We start from the raw sequence: 17,631 nt of genomic DNA on the forward strand, positions 1-17,631 counted from the left end.
AAGTGATTAAGCTCGTGGCACTGGCGCAATATTTCGACTATGCAAAAATTAACCGTCGCCCAACAAGAACTCTACGATTGGCTTGTTTACTACATCCAGACAAACCAACATGCCCCATCCATTCGCCAGATGATGGTCGCGATGAATTTGCGATCGCCAGCACCAATCCAAAGCCGTTTAGAACGACTGCGCAAGAAAAAATACATCGACTGGATCGATGGCAAAGCCCGTACTCTCAAGATTTTGCGCCCCCAACAACAGCGAGAAGGTCTGCCGATTCTGGGGACAATTACCGCTGGTGGCCTGGTTGAACCTTTTACGGATGATCAAAGTGAGACCCTGATCCTCAATCAAGTCGTCAACCAACCTAATTGTTATGCCCTCAAAGTCACCGGTGACAGCATGATTGAGGCCTTCATTACTGAAGGGGACTACGCGATCATGCAAAAAGTATTTGACCCAGACCGTGTTAAAAATGGCACTATTGTCGCGGCGCGTGTGACAGGGGACGGCACAACCCTAAAGCACTTTTATCGGGAAGGAAAAAAAGTTGTTCTTAAGCCAGCAAACCCCAAGTATGACGAAATAAAAACCGATGCGCTCAATGTCGATTTACAGGGGGTTTTAGTGGGGGTTTGGCGCGGCTACGGCCAATAGGCGACGATAAACTTCAATAGAAATAGAAAGTACAACCCCTGAATTATTTGACTCGCAGAGATATTCATTCAGGTTACTGTTAATCTTTGTTATTTATGCTTCTTCCGGACAAATAGTCAGTTGTGCTGGGGGCATCGTTTGATTTAAAACAACCTGGGTAATTGTGGCCTGTTCTCGTTCCAAGTCTTCTTGGTAACCCGCCAGATGACAGCGGGCTATTTTTTCACTGGAAAAAGGGCCAAAGTAGTAGACACAAAATGGATTCATGGTAGTCACTTTGAGCCACCAATCGCGATTATAGGGTTGGTTGAGATAATAAAATACAGAACCCAGGGCTAGGGAATAGACCGCAAAAATAATTAAACCAGTCATTGTTCAAACCTCACTACAGCAAAAGTCAATATTTATGTAGATGCTTCAGCAGACAAATTTCGCAATTTCGACCAGAAATCAATGGTTTTCGCCAATATTTGTTGCTAGGCACTGGACGAGGAGACTTTTGGTTGAAAAATTCTCCCAGGCGATCGCCCGCTGAATAATATGACTCCTTAAATGCTAGCGAAGTTTCCAGGGCACAGACCCCAAGCAGTTGAGGAAATTCACGAAAGCGTACTATCGTATAAACAGTCCCATACACCAGAAAATACCGCGATGACTGCTGAGAACAATGCTTCCGACAAGGCTTTAGAGTTGATGAAAAACTTTGCCGAAAAATATGCCCAACGCACAGGCACCTATTTTTGTGTCGATCCTTCGGTAACGGCAGTTGTGATCGAAGGCCTCGCTAAACATAAAGAAGAATTGGGTGCGCCCCTCTGTCCCTGTCGCCATTACGAAGACAAAAAAGCGGAAGTCGACAATGCCTTTTGGAACTGCCCCTGTGTCCCCATGCGGGAGCGCAATGATTGTCACTGTATGCTCTTTATCACCGAAGACAACGATTTCGCTGGCGATAAGCAGGAAATTGAACTGGATTACGTCAAAGAAGTAGCGGCGAGCATGAAAGGATAGAGCCGATGACAATTCCAGAGACTTTTTTCGTGGGGGTAGAGCAACTAAACACTCAACAGTTTTATGCGTGCCACGATACCCTCGAGGCTCTGTGGTTTGAGGCTATGGAGCCAGAAAAGTCTCTTTACCAAGGTATTTTGCAAATTGCCGTGGCTTGTTATCACCTCAGTAATGATAATCTCAGGGGCGCGACAATTCTCATGGGAGAAGGGCTACGTCGCCTCCGCCAGACGGAAGAAGAAGTTTACGGTGGCCTGAATCTCGTGGACTTTATACAGCAGGGAGAGGTGCTGCTCGCCAGTTTGCAACGGTTGCCCACGGCAGAGGTGACAACTTTTTATCAGGCGCTCCAAGCAGAGAATCGTTTCCCACGCCTCAATTCCGTTTAGGTTGTTTCTTCTCTAAATATTAAAGTGCCAAAAGATGACTAGCGATACGGTTCGCTGCACCAGCCGTACCCATGCGTTCCTGGCCGTTAATGGCGATCGCCTGGAGTAAATCAGGATGACTCAGCAGAAAATCCACTTTGTCAGGAACGGCTTTGGGGCTAGAACAAAGAAGCACGGATTCTCCCAGGAGCCGGGTTTGGGCCTCAGCGAAGGCCGGGGTAAATTGGGGGCCAGCACCGACGATGGTCAAAGCAGGCTTTCCAAGGCCAACAAATTGTTCGGTAGCCGTACCCGCCATGGCGATCGCCAAATCAGCACAGTGCAAACTTTCGGCATAGCGATGTTGGGTGAAGACAAGCTGAGCTTTATTTTGCTGGAAAACCTGGGCTTCAGGATCACCAAACGTGAGTTCAGTGGGCTGAGAATCGAGTTTTTGCCAACCTAAAGAGGACAAACAGTCGAAGAATTCTTTTGGGTCGAGACTAGGGGCGATCGCCGCAATAAAATTCACCGCCTGGTACTTTTCCACAAATAATTGTGCGGCCTGAAGAATTTTTTGCCAATTGTGCAGGGCTTCCGGGGGGCGCGAACCGGGCAGCAAGACAAAGGTCAAAGTTTGTTTTGTTTCCTTCTGGGGCAAATTTTCAGGAGGTTCGAGACCATCCATCATGGGATTGCCCAGATTCACGGCGGGAATCTTGTAGGTTGTTAAAACATCGGTGGTGAGGCGATCGCGTGGATAGACAGCGACACAATTTTTCCGACTGAGCAGCCACCGTTCCCAAGGCAAATAAACTGATCCAAACCACTTTTCGAGGGCAGAGGTTTTCGGGAGCCAATTTCCCTGGCGATCGCGCAAATAATATTCTGACTTTGCTGTCCCCACAAAAGCATATTGACACCCACTGAGCCAGGCAAAAATAAGGGGGACAATATCACCCACCGCAAGAATTAAGGACTTTTCTTTTCCTTGATTTTTCCAGCGTTTCACAGCCTGATATTGTTGCCAAGTGAGCTGCAGTAAACCCCCTTTGAGATCCCGCATTAATTGCCGATTATCCATATAAACAAAGCCCCCGGAAGGCATTTGCTGGGTACGACCAATGATTGGTATATCTAATTTTTGGTAGGCATGACCTGTACCAACAATAGGCAACGCAGCGAGGCTTGCTTCCGGGTTTTGGGCTTGGATGGCGCTGAGGATTTGGACGGCGATCGCATCTTCTCCGTGGCCATTACTGAGACATAAAATCCGCATCGGTTAACCCCCAAATAAAAACTGTTTTGTTTCTTGCACAAGCGTGTCTAAGCAATTACCTAAACTGTGGTCACTGTCGAGAGAAATCAACATTGTCCAGGGTCGATCTTTACAATAATATTCGCTTACTTGAATGGGTACTGTTTCATCATGAATGCCGTGGAGAATTAACGTTGATGTTGTATTTTTAAACGAATAATTCGCGTAAGTTTCTGCATCTTGAAAAAAGTTATAGTGGAGAGGAATTTCCCGCTGGTAGCTGTAGTGAAACACCGGACGATAAATTTCTTTTTGCCATTTTGCGATGGTGGTTTCGCCTAAGCGACGATGCCAATTGGTGGTGAATTGGAAAGCCGGGGCCAGTAAAACAATTTTTTTAATCAGTTCTGGACATTGTTCCGCCAGGATTGCCGCAGTAAGGCCCCCCAAACTTGAACCAATGATGTAACTGGGTTCTGTGAGCAGGGGTTTAAGCTGCGCCAGTTGTCGGGAAATGGTCAAGCCACTGAAATCGTCTTGATTGAGATCGGGAATAACGAGATCAGGGATATGTTCAGCAAAATATTGGGCTTTGCGGGATTGGGGACTAGAAGCGAAGCCGTGGAGATAGAGGGTGCGGGTCATCAGCCAGGGAAACGGACAGCACAGACCATCATCTAATATTTTGGGTGTTTGGGCGAAGGGCGATCGCCTTTCTATTCGTCATCAAGAGTCTCAAGAATCGCATTTTCATAAAGATCAGCCACAGCACATTCAAATTCAATACTGGGGAGCCAAAAGGTTTCGTCGGGGCCGTAGTCGCTGTAACCCCACGTCCGCCCCGATTGCCGCTGGTAAAGGGCCACAGAAATTTGTTGACTGTCGATTAAAACATATTCCTGGAGGCTGGGGATTTGCCGATAGAGCTTTAGTTTACGGCTTTGGTCATAGTTGGCGGTGCTGGGAGAAAGGACTTCTACAATCACCGTGGGATGTTGGATCTCCTTTGCTGTGTGATTACCGTTTCCATTGCGGTACAAGCTTATTAGCAGATAAGGTTTAATGTTGGCAGAGGGGTTAGCCTACGTTTTTGTTTATGGTGTTATGAATCAGCCGGATTTTTTGCGATTACAAAAAGCCTTATCCATCGAAGTGGAACGGGGCTTTCAGGATCTCCAGGGCCATCAGCATCGTTTTAGTGAATTTCTTTGCCTGAGTTTTGGCGCAGTTCCCCCGGCAGGCATTGATCCGGATCAGCGACGCCGGTGGCAGGCATTTGCCCAGAAATTTGCCGATTACCCCGTGGCAACGTTAGGCGATCGCCGTCTTTTGGTAGCTGGGGCGAGGCGTTTTTTGCAGCAACTTAAACAAGAACTAGAACAGCCAAGCCAGATTGCTCCCAAAGCGAAAGTGCCCCGCACCCAATCGGTTTGTGAAAGTAATGTCAAAAGTTCAACCTATGGCAAGAGAATTTCCCTAGATCAACCGTTGATGTATTTGCCAGGCATCGGGCCGAAACGCAGCAACCAATTGGCAAAGCTAGGTTTAGAGACAGTGCGGGATGCACTCTTTTACTACCCCCGACAGCACATCGACTATGCCAAGCAGGTCAAAATCACCGACCTAGAAGCAGGGGAAACGGTGACCCTGGTGGGCCATGTGGTGCGCTGCAATATTTTTACCAGCCCGAAAAACCAGAAGCTCAGTATTTTCGAGTTGTGGCTGCGGGATAGCAGTGGCCGCATTAAGCTCAGTCGTTTCTATGCGGGCACCCGTTACAGTAATCGGGGTTGGCAGGAAAAACTCAAACGACAGTATCCCCAGGGGGTGGCGATCGCCGCGTCGGGATTGGTGAAAAAAAATAAATATGGCCTCACCCTCGACAACCCAGAAATTGAAGTGCTCGACAGCAGTGGCGCTGATATTAAATCCCTGAAAATTGGCCGAGTATTGCCCGTTTATCCCCTCACGGAAGGAGTTCCCGCTGACCTAATTCGGAAAGTGGTCATTAACTCTCTACCTGCCATTGCGCAGCTTAAGGATGCTTTTCCCAACGCTTTTCGGGAGCAACATGGGCTGATGAAACTCCAAGAGGCGATCGCCAATATTCATTTCCCAGAAAATGCCGAAATTCTCCAACAGGCGCGGCAACGGCTGGTTTTTGATGAATTTTTCTATTTGCAACTGGGTTTCCTCCAACGGCGGCAACAGGAGAAAGCGAGCCAAAAAAGTGCTGTGTTTATTCCCCAGGGGGAACTCATTAAACGTTTTGAAAAACTGCTGCCCTTCCAACTCACCAACGCTCAGCAACGGGTGATCACTGAAATTCTTGCGGATCTGGCCCAGTCAACACCGATGAATCGCCTCGTCCAGGGGGATGTGGGGGCCGGGAAAACCGTGGTGGCGGTCTTTGCAATCCTCGCCGCGATCCAGTCCGGCTACCAAGCCGCTCTCATGGCGCCCACCGAAGTCCTTGCCGAGCAGCATTACCGGAAATTGGTGGGCTGGTTTAACTTGCTCCATCTGCCCGTAGAACTGCTCACGGGCTCGACAAAAACGAAAAAACGCCGGGAGATCCACAGCCAACTAAACACGGGAGAACTTAAAGTTCTCGTCGGCACCCACGCCCTGATTGAAGATCCGGTACAGTTTCAAAACCTTGGTCTGGTGGTGATCGACGAACAACACCGCTTCGGCGTCCAACAACGAGGTAAACTCCTCGCCAAGGGAAAAGCCCCCCACGTCCTCACCATGACCGCCACCCCGATTCCCCGGAGTTTGGCCCTCACCCTCCATGGGGACTTGGATGTTAGTCAAATTGATGAGCTGCCCCCCGGCCGCCAACCCATTGATACTCGGGTGATTAAAGGAGGCGATCGCCACAAAGCCTACGAACTGATTAAGCGGGAAGTAGCCCAGGGTCGCCAAGCCTACGTCATTTTTCCGCTAATTGAAGAATCCGAAAAACTCGAAGCTAAGGCCGCCGTCGCCGAACACCAAAGGCTTTCTGAGCAAGTGTTCAAGAGCTTTAACGTGGGTTTACTGCACGGCCGCATGAAATCCGAGGAAAAAGACGCCGCCCTCAATGCTTTCCGCGATAACCAAAACCACATTATTGTTTCCACCACTGTGATCGAAGTGGGGGTTGATGTGCCCAATGCGACGGTAATGCTGATCGAAAATGCCGAACGCTTTGGCCTCTCCCAGTTGCACCAGTTGCGGGGGCGTGTCGGTCGGGGTCAACATCAATCCCACTGTTTGCTCGTCACCAATAGTAAAAATCCTGATTCCCAAACTCGTCTCCGGGTGTTGGAGCAATCCACCGACGGTTTTTTTATCTCAGAAATGGATCTACGCCTGCGGGGGCCGGGGGAAGTGCTGGGGACGAAACAGTCGGGGCTACCAGATTTTGCCCTAGCCAGTCTGACAGAAGATCAAGAGGTTTTACTTATTGCCCGACAAGCGGCAGAACAATTGCTCAAAATTGATCCTCTCCTAGAGCAATATCCCCTGATGCAACAGGAACTCCAGCGCAAATACCAAAAATTGTTGGGGGCTGACGTCCTGACCTAGGGGGCAACATCGCCGGTTTTTTTCAAACAGAAACTCCCTCCTAAAATTAGGGAAGCGCCCAGGATAATATTTACGGAAAGCTCTTCTTGGAAAAAGACGATGCCACAGACAATAGTGCTTAAAATTTCGAGATAACAGAGTAGGGCTGTGGTCGAAGCTTTGAGCTTACTGAGGGCAGAAAAAAACAGCATAAAACCAATAATCCCGATGGAAATCCCGTAAATCCCTCCCATGGTGAACTGAAATAAGTTGGGCCAAGGTTGAGTTCCCAGTAGAAAAGGAAAGGAAACGACGCCACCCACAAGGTTTTGGTAAAAAATCAGCCGATATACCGAAAAATCAGCGGCTTTAACTTTGTACATCACCACGGTAGACGCTACCAAAACGGCAGCAATGAGAACGCTGGTAAGACCCAAGAAGCTCCGGCTCGATAGACTAATTTCCGCATCAGCGTAGATAACGATGATCCCCAAAATGAAGCAGGGCAATAGCCACAGGTTACGGCGGGGAATTGTTTCTTTGAGAAAAATCCAACTCAATAGGGTCGTAAATAGGGGCCAGGTGTAGAGGATCACGACGGCACTGCTGAGGTCGGCATAGCTAAAGCCAATGATGTAGCACAGTCCCCGCACGGCATCGAGAAAGGAAATGAGCAACAAAAAAGGAGTTGCGCCCCAAAAAAGGGGTTCCCGACGGTAGAGGAATAAGCCTGAGACGAAGATTAGGGGAATGCCCGCCCGAAAAAAGGTCATCACGAGGGGAGACAAAGCGGCCAGTTTGATAAAGACGCCGGAGGTTCCCAAAATCAGGGTGGCGATCGCCAATTGCAGTACAGGACTCATCAAAGGTTTTTAGACAGTGTAGAAAACAGGCCACAGAGACCGACCTATGTAAGGTAACCCCCAACAACTCCTAGCGCTAGCCCCTGACAAGATCAAAAACAACATGATCGCCCAAAAATAGTTAATTAAATTCTCAATAATATTGAAAAACTCTTTTATTAGTAGATTGTACTTAAACGAACCTGTTATCTTAGAAAAGTTGAAATAACAGTGATTACACGCAAGCGCTGGAGCACACTATGACACAGACTCTCACCGCCCAGGATGCCTTTCGGGCCGCCTACGAAAACCGCTACACCTGGGATCAAGATTTTCCCGGCTTTACTGCCACCGTTACCTTTACCCACGGCGACCAGAGCTACACCGGCACAGTAGCCATCAAAGCCGATATGTCCTTTGAGGTCACAGGGATTGAAGCCGAAGCAGCAAAAAAAGAAATCGAAGGTCAACTGTGGGAAATCACTGTCCACCGAGTACGCCGCTCCTTTGAAGACAGCCACGGCAAAAATAGCTTTGAATTTGGCGAAAAGTTTGCCGACGGTGCCCAGGAAATCCAAGTGACTGGCGCGTCCATGGGGAATTCCTACAAAATCAAAAATAATGTCGTTACCTTTGTGAACCGCAAGATCCGCGACATCATCGTTAACATCAATACCTTTGACGTGCTCAATACCGACGAAGGCTATCTTTCTTTGGGCTATGATTCGGTCTATTTTGATGCGGCCACCAAAGAACCCAAAGCGGGTAAGAGCCTTTTCCGGGATAGCTTCGAAAAAGTTAGCGGTTACTATGTCCTCACCCGTCGGGAAATTACTTACCTAGAAAACGATCAAGAAGTTGATAAAAAAGTGTTTACTTTCACTGATATTCAATTCTAGGGACGAAGCTGAGCATAATGTTTTCTCCTGGTGATCATTGATCATCTATCTCAGGTGAACACAAGGCCGTTCCGAGGGGACGGCTTTTTTTGGTTTAGACAATGGCCTCACCATTTTTTAAACGTTTGAGCTTGTACTCAATGGCTTCGATAACGGTCTCAATCACGAAAACACGGGCATAAAGTTTGTCATTGGCCGGCACAATCGTCCAGGGGGCGGCGGGGGTACTGGTGCGGGCGATCGCCTGATTAATGGCTACCGCATATTGATCCCATTTTCCTCGGTTGCGCCAATCTTCGTCGGTCAGCTTATATTTTTTAAAAATATTGTCCTGTCGTTGCTCAAACCGTTTTAGTTGTTCATCCGGGTCAATGTGGAGCCAAAATTTTACAAGCACATAACCCTTATGAATTAGCTGGGCTTCAAACTCATTGATTTCGCGATAGGCCCGCTTCCATTCTGCCTCCGTCGCAAAGCCTTCGACCCGTTCAACTAAAACGCGCCCGTACCAACTGCGGTCAAAAATACCAATCGTCCCCATACCGGGTAAATGGCGAGAAAAACGCCAGAGGTAATGGTAACGGTTTTCTTCTTCGGTAGGCGCACCAAAGGCATCGACTTTGTAGCTACGGGGATCGAGGACATCAGTTAAGCGTTTAATGGCCCCCCCTTTGCCCGCAGCATCCCAGCCTTCAAACAACAGCAGAACTGGTAATTTTTCTTGGTGAATCTTGAGTTGCAGTTGCCGTAATTTAATTTGGGCCGCCCGGAGACGTTTTTTGTAGTCTTTGTCCTCTAGTTCTAGGCTTAAATCCACCTTGGCAAGAAAGTCTGGTTCCGTGGGCAAGAGTTGGGACTGGGGACGAATATGAACCGCTTCAGGAATAGTGATTTTGCGGCGATCCAAGGCTTCGACAATGGTCGCTACCAGTTGGGAGAGCACCTTGATTTCCGACCACCGGTAATCGTTGCCCTCGACAAGAATCCAGGGAGCGGCACCGGTGCTGGAGTAGATCAACATTTCCTCCGCGAGGTGCCGATATTCTTTGTAGTTTTTCGCCTGTTGCCAATCTTCCGGACGAACTCGCCAGGCTTCTAATTCATCGGCCTCGGCGGTTTTGAGGCGTTTTTTTAATTCTTTTTGGGATAGATGAATCCAAAATTTGGCGATCGCCATACCATCGTCTACTAGCTGCCGCTCAAAAGCATTAATTTCCCGCGTCACCAGGGGCACTTCCACCGGATCCAGCCGCTCAAACAGACGGTCTTCGAGGACGTGGGTGTACCAACTGTGGTAGAAAAAAGCGATGCTCCCCTTCGCCGGGAGCTTATGCCAAAAGCGCCAAAGAAATGGATATTGCTTCTCACGGGCTGAGGGTTCAAAGATCGGTAACACCGAAAACCCACGGGGATCCATGTAGTTGGTCATTTTTTTGACTAAAGCGCCCTTGCCAGCCGCCGCCCAGCCTTCGAGGACGACCGTTACGGGTAATTGGTGCTGCCAACAGGCATTTTGCAAAGACCGCAATTGCTGCATCAACTCCTCTAATTGTTCTTTGTAGGTGTCCTTTGCTAGGGTTCGCTTTAGATCAAGGGTATTTAACACGCGCCTTTTGCATTCCAAGAGTGCTTCACTACAAATTATGAATAAGGACACCCCGCGCCATGGTTATCGTGACAAAAACTGTAATGTGAGGGGGCTGACTTTTCCCGTAGGGCGATCGCCCCATTTAGACCTCACCAGAAAGTGAGCTATTCTGAAAAGAAAACGTGCGAAAATAGCGCCTAACAGCCAATCACCTTGTATTCGTTGTATTGTTTCATTCTGCACATCCTGGCAAGATTTCATGGACATTGAAGCTTTTAGCGAGCTTTTCCCCCTCTTTAGCACCGCAAACCCCGAAACCATCGAATGGCTCCTGTCTGTCACCACCGAGCATGACTATCCCGCCGAACGAACCGTCTTAATGGAAGACTCCTGGGGCAATGCCGTCTATTTCATCGAATCCGGCTGGGTTAAGGTGCGCCGCCTCACAGGGGATGGTGAAACTGTGACCCTCGCAATTATGGGCAAAGGTGATTTTTTTGGGGAAATGTCAGTACTAGATGAATCGCCCCGTTCCACGGATGTGGTGGCCCTTTCGCCAGTCAAACTGTTTAGCGTTTCGGCCCAACGGTTTATCCAGCTACTGTTTAAAGACCCCCAATTGCACCACAAAATGCTGCAACTCATGGTGCGCCGCCTCCGTAATGCCAATGCCCGGTTTTCTTGGCGCAAGCAGCCCCCCGCCCTCAAGTTAGTCAAAACTCTCCTCCTCCTGGCAGAAAACTACGGTCAACCGACGGAACAGGGCCTAGAAATTATTCAATTGTCGGTGTCTGACCTGGCCGATGTGGCTGATATCAGCACGAAAGAAGTTGAGATGATTCTGTCTAAACTGGAAGGGAAAGGGTGGATCGAAATGGGTGAAGGTCGCATTCATTTGATCAACTTTAAGCAACTGACAAATTTAGCCAACCGAGCATAGGAGTAAATTTTTTCTGATGGTTCATACGGCAACTTCCATGGCAACGCCAGCCCCAAGCGCGCAAAATACGGTGGCGATCGCCTATCAAGTGGCAATGCCCCAACCCCAAACCCACCTATTTGAGGTAACCATTCACATTAGCCAATGGGAAGCCGCAGTTTTGGATCTAAAAATGCCCGTATGGACGCCTGGCTCCTATATGGTGCGCGAATATTCCCGCCATCTCCAGGATTTTCGGGCGACTACAGCGGCAGGTGTTGACCTCAGTTGGCGCAAAGTGACGAAAAACCACTGGCAAGTTGAAACCACTGACACCTCAGACATCCAAGTCCACTATCGGGTTTTTGCCAATGACCTCACCGTCCGCACCAATCACCTCGATGGAACCCACGGTTATTTCAACGGTGCGGCTTTATTTTGCTTTATTCCGGGCTACCAAGACCAAGCTTGCACTCTGACCGTCGAACCGCCCCACATCGCCTGGGAAGTGAATACCACCTTGCCTCTGATCGAAGACCAGGAAAATTGTTTCTGGGTCGAAAATTTTGATGTGTTGGTGGATAGCCCTGTGGAGGTGGGTCTCCATGAAAATTATGAGTTCCTCTGTGAAGGGAAGCCCCACTGTTGGGTCGTTTGGGGGGAAGGCAATTTTGAAGCGGAAAAGGCGATCGCCGATACCAAAAAAATCATCCAGACCGAGGCCAAAATTTTCGGCGGTGAGTTGCCCTACGACGAATATATGTTTTTGTTGCACCTGTCTAGCAGTGGCTATGGGGGCCTCGAACATAAAGAAAGTTGCTCTTTAAACTATCCTCGGTTTGGCTTCCAAAAATCCGACCAGTACAACCGCTTTATGCAGTTGGTGGCCCACGAGTTTTTCCACCTCTGGAATGTGAAGCGCATTCGCCCCAAGGAACTCGAAACCTTTGACTACGAAACAGAAAATTACACCCCTTCCCTTTGGTTTGCCGAAGGTGTGACCAGTTACTACGATCTGCTCATTCCGTTGTGGGCTGGCATCTATGACAAGGCCTTTTTCCTTGAAAGCCTCAGCAAGGACATCACCCGCTACCTCCTCACCCCTGGGCGTTTGGTGCAGCCCCTAGCCGAATCGAGTTTTGATGCCTGGATTAAGCTTTACCGCCGCGAGGCCCATAGCAACAATAACCAGATGTCCTACTATCTCAAGGGTGCTCTCGTGGCAATGCTGCTGGATCTCAAAATCCGCGATCGCCACCAAAACCAAAAATCCCTAGATGATGTGTTGCGGATCATGTGGGAAAAATTTGGCAAACCAGAAATTGGCTTTACCCCGGCCCAAGTGGAGCAGGTAATTAGTGAGGTGGCGGGCTTTGACCTGAGTGACTTTTTCCACGAATTTCTTCATACCACGGCAGAACTTCCCCTCGGCGAAGCCCTCGAAACCTTCGGCCTACAGATCAAACCCGTCTACACCAACAAAGATCTCCCCTACCTGGGTCTCACCGTCACCGACCAAAACAATCGCACCCTGGTGCAAACGGTCAATGTTGATTCCCCGGCCTATCAAGCGGGCATTGATCCAGAAGATGAACTCCTGGCGATCGCCAACTATCGCACCAATGCCGAACAACTCAACCATCGCCTTCAGAACTACCAAGCAGGTGATACAATTTCGATCACGATTTTTCACCAAGACCAACTGAAAACCCTTGCCGTCACCCTCGCTGCCCCCCAACCGAGCAGTTATCAAGTCGTGAAAAATCCCCAAGCCTCTGCCAAGCAGTTGCAAAACCTCAAGGGCTGGCTGAATCCCAAAGATTCAGGTGCGGTAAGATAAATTCCTTGCTTCATTATCCTTTCTGTAATTCATTTCGCACCCTACCGTTTGCCCCCAACCCATGCATAATTTCCTTCCCACTGCCTATTTCCAAGGAAAATTTGTTCCCTTCATTGATGCAAATATTTCCATTGCAACCCACGCACTCCACTATGGAACAGGGGCTTTTGGGGGCTTACGGGGTATTCCTGATCCCGCCGACGCAAACCAAATTCTTTTATTTCGTCTCGAACGCCACTGCCGCCGTCTTAGCAACAGCGCAAAATTTCTCCATTTCGATCTCCCGGCTGACAAAATTGAACACGTCATTGTGGACTTTGTAAAACAAAATCGGCCCACAAAATCCTTTTATATTCGCCCCTTTGTCTATACCTCTGATTTAGGCATTGCCCCCCGCCTCCACAACATTGAAAAAGATTTCTTCGTCTATGGTTTAGAACTGGGTGATTACCTTTCCCCCGACGGGATCGCTTGTCGCATCAGCTCCTGGACACGCCAAGAAGACCGGAGTTTTCCACTCCGGGGCAAAATTAGCGGTGCTTACATTGCCTCGGCCCTAGCCAAAACCGAAGCCGTCGCCTCTGGATTTGATGAAGCATTGCTAATGAATTCTCAAGGGAAAGTTTGTGAAGCATCTGGAATGAACGTCTTTATCGTCCGGGATGGCAAACTGATCACCCCTGGTTCTGACCAGGATATTCTCGAAGGCATTACCCGTGACAGCGTCGTTACCCTTGCTAAACATCTGGGTATTGACGTGATCGAACGCCCCATTGATAAATCAGAGCTTCTAATTGCCGATGAGGTCTTTTTAAGTGGGACGGCGGCCAAAGTCACCCCCGTGAAGCGAATCGAAAACTATACCTTGCCCACCGAACGGCCCATCACTGAAAAATTGCGAGAAAAACTAACGGCAATCACAGAAAACCGCGATCCAGAGTTTGCCGATTGGGTTTATAAAATTTCCCTTGATTAATGACTCGTTTTTGCGTACAAAATCCCCCTTGTTATGATCAGCATCAGTGACTCATGGGGGACATTCCGGCATGGAAATTATTCGTTTACCAGCTTTTAACGATAACTATATTTTTCTCTTGGTTGATCGAGCTACAGGGGATTGTGCGGTTGTTGATCCAGGCGACGCTGAGGTTGTTCTGGAGTATCTAAGTAAAGAAGATTTAACGCTTAAGACCATTCTGATTACGCACCATCACGCTGACCATGTGGATGGCAATCGTCAACTATTAAATCATTTTCCCGCAGCGGCTGTGTATGGTAGCGAGATAGATTTACAAAAAAGACGTATTCCAGGCCAAACGGTGAGCCTTAAGGCTGGTGATCACTTAGATTTATTTAATCGCACCGTCGAAATTTTGTTTGTGCCAGGCCATACCCAAGGTCACATCGCCTACTATTTCCCTCCCCTGCGGCCTGAAGACAGTGGTGATTTATTTTGTGGCGATACGTTGTTTGCCAATGGCTGTGGTCGTCTTTTGGAAGGAATGCCTGCTCAACTTTTTGCCTCGCTCCAGCAAATTTGTGATTTGCCGGATAACACGAATATCTGGTGTGCCCATGAGTACACCCTGAAAAATATTAAATTTTCCTTGACGGTTGATCCAGAAAATGAGGCTCTTCAGAGACGTTTTCAGCGAGTGCAGACTCAACGACAACGCCAGGAACCGACCATTCCAACGGTGTTAGCTTTAGAAAAACAGACAAATCCTTTTTTGCGCTGTGGCGATCGCCAACTGCAAGCTAACTTAAAAACAACAGATCCCCTGCGAGTTTTTACAAAATTGCGCGGCAAACGGGATCTCTTTTGAAGTTTAAACTGGTGGCAGCGACTTCCATAAAAAAATTCAACCATACCCCAGGGGAACGATTGCGGATTTGCTAAAACCGTTTACAGTGAGGATCAATCCCCTAAAATAAGGCTCAATTTATAGTTTTCTCTTCTTTTTTCCTGAAAAGTAAACCCCAGGGCCTCCGATCAGGAGCAAGGTATCACACACGACATTTCTCCCCTATCCTCTTTGTCACAATCATTTCCAAACGCCCACCACGTCCTATAATCTCCCTCGGATTACCCTACCCTGAGCTAGCCTTGTTCCATATCGCCAAACAAAAAAATTTCTTTAATAAACCTCTAATCGATTTTCGGTAATTGCCATAATGCCTACTCTCCTCACTCCAGACCAGATCAACCAAATTGTTTCTAACCACCACGACAACCCCCATGCTGTCTTGGGTTGTCATCCCACCAACGACGATCCCAATCCGAAAACCTGGTCAATTCGCGCTTATTTACCTTCTGCTAGCCAAGCTTGGGTGATTGATACCCCTTCCCAAACGGAACACCCGATGACAACGGTGCATCATCCCCACTTTTTTGAGTGCACCCTCCAGAGTGAAACGACGCCGAAATATCAACTGAAGCTCCAAGAAGGCGATCGCCAACACATCATCAACGATCCCTATGCCTTTGCCGAAGCCCCCCACATTAGCGATCTCGATCTCCACCTCTTTGCCGAAGGGAATCACCACCGCATCTACAACAAACTGGGGGCACACCTCGTCGAAGTCGATGGCATCAAAGGCGTTTACTTTGCCGTTTGGGCGCCCAATGCCCGCAACGTCTCCATCCTGGGCGACTTTAACAACTGGGATGGTCGCAAACACCAAATGCGCCGTTTAAACGTTGGTATCTGGGGAATTTTCATTCCTGACCTCGGCCCCAACACCAAATACAAATACGAAATCAAAAACCAACACGGCCACATCTACGAAAAATCAGACCCCTACGGCTTTCTCCGGGAAGTGCGCCCCGACACTGCCTCCATCGTTGCTGACCTCGACCAGTACCAATGGCAGGATCACGATTGGCTAGAACAACGTGCCAAACAAGACCCCCTCAAAAATCCTGTTTCCATCTACGAACTACACCTCGGCTCCTGGCTCCATGGTTCCGCCACCGAAAAAATGCAACTCCTTTCCGGTGAAGTCGATCCCATTCCCGTGGGCGATCAAAAACCCGGTGCCCGCTTCCTGAGCTATTACGAACTGGTTGATAAGCTCATCCCCTACGTTAAGGACATGGGCTACACCCACATCGAGCTACTGCCTGTCGCTGAACATCCCTTTGACGGTTCCTGGGGCTACCAAGTGACCGGCTACTATTCCCCCACTTCCCGCTTTGGCAATCCCGAAGACCTGATGTATTTCATCGATCAATGCCACGCCAATGGTATCGGGGTGATCGTTGACTGGGTTCCTGGCCATTTCCCTAAGGATGCCCATGGTCTCGCTTACTTCGATGGCACCCATCTCTATGAACACGCCGATCCCCGCAAAGGTGAGCACAAAGGCTGGGGCACCCTGATCTTTAACTACAATCGCAATGAGGTTCGCAACTTCCTCATTGCCAATGCCCTATTCTGGTTTGATAAATATCACATCGATGGCATTCGGGTCGATGCAGTGGCATCAATGCTCTACCTCGACTACGACCGGGAAGATGGCGAGTGGCTTCCCAATGACTACGGCGGCAACGAACACCTCGAAGCCGTAGAATTTCTCCGTCAAACCAACAATCTCATCTTCAAATACTATCCAGGAATTATTTCCGTTGCCGAAGAGTCCACGGCTTGGCCCATGGTTTCTCGTCCCACTTATCTCGGTGGCCTCGGCTTCAACCTCAAGTGGAACATGGGTTGGATGCATGACAATCTTAAATACTTCAGCATGGATCCCTGGTTCCGGCAGCACCACCAAAACAGCATTACCTTCAGTATGTGGTATCACCACAGCGAGAACTACATGTTGGCCCTTTCCCACGATGAAGTCGTCCATGGTAAGAGCTCGATTATTGGCAAAATGCCGGGGGACGAATGGCAGAAATTTGCCAATGTGCGGGCTTTATTTGCCTATATGTTTACCCATCCTGGTAAAAAGACCATGTTTATGAGCATGGAATTTGGCCAATGGAACGAGTGGAATGTTTGGAGTGACTTGAGTTGGGATTTGCTGCAACATGAACCCCACGCCAAACTCAAAGGTTTCTTCGGGGCATTAAATAGTCTCTATAAACAGGAACCGGCCCTTTACGAACGGGATTTTGAAGAGGAAGGATTCCAATGGATTGACTGTTCTGACAATCAAAATAGTGTTCTTTCTTTTATTCGACGGGCAAAAGATCCCAATGATTTTTTAGTTGTGGTCTGCAATTTTACGCCGCAACCCCATAGCCATTATCGAATTGGCATTCCAGAAGAGGGCTACTATCAAGAAATTTTGAATAGTGATGCCGAAACCTTTGGGGGGAGTAATCTACTCAACTTCGGCGGCGTTTGGACTGAAGATTGGCGCTTCCATAATCTTCCCTATTCCATTGATCTGTGTTTGCCGCCCCTCGGCGTGGTTGTCCTAAAAATTGATCGAGAAAAAACAGCCGCAATGCTTGCTCAAAAACAGGCCGATAAAGCAAAGGCTCTATCCGGCGAAATATAGAAAGATCAAAAATCTTTGTCGTTAGCTGTTGAACTATATTTACAGGGTCTGGGAGTTTGTCTCCAGACCTTTTTTTGTTGGGTTAAAGGGGAACTGGGTATAAATTTATGTCGTTTTTTTAGTGATTTGTCGTCTCCTAGAGTTGTTCTAAAAGACATGCTTTGCTCAGTCTCGGTTGAACTAAATAT

General features: G+C 48.5%; 16 protein-coding genes. 10 read left to right on the forward strand and 6 right to left on the reverse strand.

Annotated features, from left to right (window positions below; all coding sequences use genetic code 11):
• Positions 1 to 39 precede the first annotated feature (39 nt).
• The gene (gene lexA / locus AWQ24_RS09530) at positions 40 to 657 is read left to right on the forward strand and encodes a transcriptional repressor LexA (RefSeq protein ID WP_012307460.1); all 618 of its coding nucleotides are present in this window, start codon (positions 40 to 42) and stop codon (positions 655 to 657) included.
• A 93-nt stretch (positions 658 to 750) separates the two neighbouring features.
• Here the strand turns inward: lexA and AWQ24_RS09535 are convergent, their stop codons facing one another.
• Positions 751 to 1,029 carry a DUF1816 domain-containing protein gene (locus AWQ24_RS09535; RefSeq protein ID WP_012307461.1) on the reverse strand — a complete coding sequence of 93 codons (279 nt, stop codon included), beginning with the start codon at positions 1,027 to 1,029 and terminating at the stop codon, positions 751 to 753.
• Between the two features lie 279 nt (positions 1,030 to 1,308).
• On the opposite strand from AWQ24_RS09535, the gene AWQ24_RS09540 reads away from it, so the two are divergent.
• Positions 1,309 to 1,668 (forward strand): ferredoxin-thioredoxin reductase catalytic domain-containing protein, encoded by a 360-nt coding sequence (locus AWQ24_RS09540; RefSeq protein ID WP_012307462.1) that lies wholly within the window; start codon positions 1,309 to 1,311, stop codon positions 1,666 to 1,668.
• Positions 1,669 to 1,673: 5 nt separating this feature from the next.
• A complete protein-coding gene (locus AWQ24_RS09545; RefSeq protein ID WP_065716679.1) occupies positions 1,674 to 2,057 on the forward strand; it encodes a DUF309 domain-containing protein in 384 nt (127 codons plus the stop codon).
• A gap of 19 nt (positions 2,058 to 2,076) precedes the next feature.
• Here the strand turns inward: AWQ24_RS09545 and AWQ24_RS09550 are convergent, their stop codons facing one another.
• The 3 genes from AWQ24_RS09550 to AWQ24_RS09560 form a co-directional block, all read right to left on the reverse strand.
• The gene (locus tag AWQ24_RS09550) at positions 2,077 to 3,315 is read right to left on the reverse strand and encodes a lipid-A-disaccharide synthase-related protein (protein ID WP_065716680.1); all 1,239 of its coding nucleotides are present in this window, start codon (positions 3,313 to 3,315) and stop codon (positions 2,077 to 2,079) included.
• 3 nt (positions 3,316 to 3,318) lie between these two features.
• Positions 3,319 to 3,939, reverse strand: coding sequence for a YqiA/YcfP family alpha/beta fold hydrolase (locus AWQ24_RS09555; protein WP_030006398.1), 621 nt, complete (start codon positions 3,937 to 3,939; stop codon positions 3,319 to 3,321).
• A 71-nt stretch (positions 3,940 to 4,010) separates the two neighbouring features.
• Positions 4,011 to 4,334: a Uma2 family endonuclease gene (locus AWQ24_RS09560; protein ID WP_315862302.1), complete on the reverse strand. Its 324-nt coding sequence runs from the start codon at positions 4,332 to 4,334 to the stop codon at positions 4,011 to 4,013.
• A gap of 64 nt (positions 4,335 to 4,398) precedes the next feature.
• Here AWQ24_RS09560 and recG point away from each other — a divergent pair, with 64 nt between their 5' ends.
• The gene (gene recG, locus AWQ24_RS09565) at positions 4,399 to 6,867 is read left to right on the forward strand and encodes an ATP-dependent DNA helicase RecG (protein WP_065717352.1); all 2,469 of its coding nucleotides are present in this window, start codon (positions 4,399 to 4,401) and stop codon (positions 6,865 to 6,867) included.
• Here recG and AWQ24_RS09570 read toward each other — a convergent pair.
• Entirely contained in the window at positions 6,864 to 7,709 is an 846-nt protein-coding gene (locus AWQ24_RS09570; protein ID WP_065716681.1) for a DMT family transporter, read from the reverse strand. The genes recG and AWQ24_RS09570 overlap by 4 nt on opposite strands.
• Positions 7,710 to 7,948: 239 nt before the next feature.
• Here AWQ24_RS09570 and AWQ24_RS09575 point away from each other — a divergent pair, with 239 nt between their 5' ends.
• The gene (locus AWQ24_RS09575) at positions 7,949 to 8,587 is read left to right on the forward strand and encodes a DUF3386 domain-containing protein (RefSeq protein WP_012307469.1); all 639 of its coding nucleotides are present in this window, start codon (positions 7,949 to 7,951) and stop codon (positions 8,585 to 8,587) included.
• A gap of 94 nt (positions 8,588 to 8,681) precedes the next feature.
• Here AWQ24_RS09575 and pap read toward each other — a convergent pair whose 3' ends face one another.
• Complete coding sequence (gene pap / locus AWQ24_RS09580; RefSeq protein WP_065716682.1) at positions 8,682 to 10,193, reverse strand: polyphosphate:AMP phosphotransferase; 1,512 nt, start codon at positions 10,191 to 10,193, stop codon at positions 8,682 to 8,684.
• 241 nt (positions 10,194 to 10,434) lie between these two features.
• On the opposite strand from pap, the gene AWQ24_RS09585 reads away from it, so the two are divergent.
• From AWQ24_RS09585 to glgB, 5 genes are all read left to right on the forward strand, one after another.
• Positions 10,435 to 11,115 carry a Crp/Fnr family transcriptional regulator gene (locus tag AWQ24_RS09585; protein WP_062434797.1) on the forward strand — a complete coding sequence of 227 codons (681 nt, stop codon included), beginning with the start codon at positions 10,435 to 10,437 and terminating at the stop codon, positions 11,113 to 11,115.
• 16 nt (positions 11,116 to 11,131) lie between these two features.
• Positions 11,132 to 12,934 (forward strand): M61 family metallopeptidase, encoded by a 1,803-nt coding sequence (locus tag AWQ24_RS09590; protein WP_065716683.1) that lies wholly within the window; start codon positions 11,132 to 11,134, stop codon positions 12,932 to 12,934.
• A 61-nt stretch (positions 12,935 to 12,995) separates the two neighbouring features.
• A complete protein-coding gene (locus AWQ24_RS09595; protein WP_065716684.1) occupies positions 12,996 to 13,910 on the forward strand; it encodes a branched-chain amino acid transaminase in 915 nt (304 codons plus the stop codon).
• Positions 13,911 to 13,980: 70 nt separating this feature from the next.
• A complete protein-coding gene (gene gloB / locus AWQ24_RS09600; RefSeq protein WP_065716685.1) occupies positions 13,981 to 14,760 on the forward strand; it encodes a hydroxyacylglutathione hydrolase in 780 nt (259 codons plus the stop codon).
• A 349-nt stretch (positions 14,761 to 15,109) separates the two neighbouring features.
• A complete protein-coding gene (gene glgB, locus AWQ24_RS09605; protein WP_012307476.1) occupies positions 15,110 to 17,443 on the forward strand; it encodes a 1,4-alpha-glucan branching protein GlgB in 2,334 nt (777 codons plus the stop codon).
• Positions 17,444 to 17,631 lie beyond the last annotated feature (188 nt).

It is taken from the genome of Picosynechococcus sp. PCC 8807, assembly GCF_001693295.1.
GTDB lineage: Bacteria > Cyanobacteriota > Cyanobacteriia > Cyanobacteriales > MRBY01 > MRBY01.